Consider the following 1,749-nt stretch of genomic DNA (forward strand, 5'->3'; position numbering starts at 1 on the left):
CCCAGCTTATTCACCGAATACGCGCTTTCAGTCGGCTCGGGAGCGGGTCGGGGATGGTTTCGACCTCTTTTGCGGATTTGGGACGGCGTCGAGGGATGGCAGCGGGGTCATTCAGGCGGCAGACGGGTGATTTTTTCTGGCTCCCGCGTTGCTGTGGCACCGTGCGCGCAGGGCGTTCAGGCGCCCATGGGCGTCGTGGGTTTCCGGGCTGGCGCGGCTCCAGGCCGTTACGGGTCGGCCCATTGCAGAGCCATGAGCCGGGGCCAGAGCACAGCCCAGAACGGGGCCGCGGCGGAGGAGAGCGTCAGGGTCATGCGCCTGGCGGAGACAACAAGCCGTGCTCCGGCGCGCAGGACCCTCTCGCGCAGGCGGCGCAGGCTCCATCCGGTTCCGGTCGCCTTCTCCATGGCCCGACGGGCGATGTGCATGGCTTGATAGGCGAGGCAGGCGATGAGCAGGCGCACCTCGTTGCAGGCGAAGGCATCGATGGCAGGGGTTCTGGATTTCGGCGCCTTGCCGCGCAGATGCGATTTCGCACGGTTGGTCGATGATAGCGCCGGGGCCAGCACATCCTTCAACTCGCCCATGTGGCCCTCGGCCTTGCCCCGTTCGCGATAATGCGCCAGCACCTCGTGACAGAGTTTCTCGGTCCAGGGCAGCGACGTGACAAGGAAGAACCGATCAAGCAGCAAATCGCCCTCGCGTTCCTTGACGACAAGGATTACCCGCCTCGGTTTGTCCCAACTGTCGGCCTTGTAGCGCAACTCGCGCAGCCAGGTCCTCGGCTGCACAGGTCTGCGGCCGACCGGGCGGACCATGTGGGGTTCGGCCAGCCGGTCCAGCACCGGGTTGGCGCGCAGGCGCGAGACGTAGTCGATGCCCCGCGCTTCCAAACCGGCCAACAGCCCCGCCGAGGGGAAGCCCGCGTCGATCCGAACCATGGCGACGTCACAAAAGCTCTTTCGGGCGCGGTCGACCACGTCGAGGATCACATCGAGCGCGCCGTCGGCGGTGCCGACATTGCCCGCCCGCAGCCGCGCATCCAGCATGTCGCCGGTTTCCGCGATCGAGGTGATCAACGGGTGGTAAATCCGGGCATTGTAGTGGCCATTCCACTCCGCCCTCGGCTGGTGGCCATGCACCTCGATGGGGGCGCTGTCGACATCCAGCGTGACAGATCGCAGCCGTCGATCTTTCCGCTCGGCCTTGATCCCGCGGCCCGCCATTTCCAGCACCGCTTCGCGCAAGACCTTGAGATTGGCAGGGGTGGCCATCAAGGCCGTGAACCGCGACAGGGTCGGCTGCGAGGCAAGCCCTGGCCCCTCCAGCGGGGTCAGTCCGGCTGCCGAACTGGTGGCCAGACGGAAAGCAGGATCATGGCGCAATGCGTCGGCATCGTCGTGGTCACGCCAGCCCTGCGCCGCCAGCAGCACAGAGGTGCGGATCAACGAGGCGAGATCGTGGGTAACATCGACCTTGCTGCGCGGGTCATTCAAACGCGACGTCATCCACGACACGATGCCGCTGCGTTCCAGCACCTCGCGCAAGAGTACCGCCCCAGGGTCGCCGGTCAGGCGGTCCGCTCGGCTTTCGACCCGCAGCGACCTGTTGAAACCCGGAATGACCGATTGTAGCGTTTCACCCATGCGTGCGTCCGAAGCTGCCTGCGGTTTTTGAGTAGCAGCTTGAATCTAAAGCGCTTTCAGGCGCACGCAACCGCTACGGTCCGACTTCGGTGAATAAGCCGGG

At 65.5% G+C, this 1,749-nt stretch carries 1 protein-coding gene; it reads right to left on the bottom strand.

Features of this window, described 5'->3' with window-relative positions; genetic code table 11:
• Positions 1-227: 227 nt before the first annotated feature.
• Positions 228-1,646 (bottom strand): IS1380 family transposase, encoded by a 1,419-nt coding sequence (locus tag ACK4E3_RS12175; protein ID WP_175359645.1) that lies wholly within the window; start codon positions 1,644-1,646, stop codon positions 228-230.
• Between the last annotated feature and the right edge of the window lie 103 nt (positions 1,647-1,749).

This window comes from Brevundimonas sp. (assembly GCF_046299595.1).
Taxonomy (GTDB): Bacteria; Pseudomonadota; Alphaproteobacteria; order Caulobacterales; family Caulobacteraceae; genus Brevundimonas.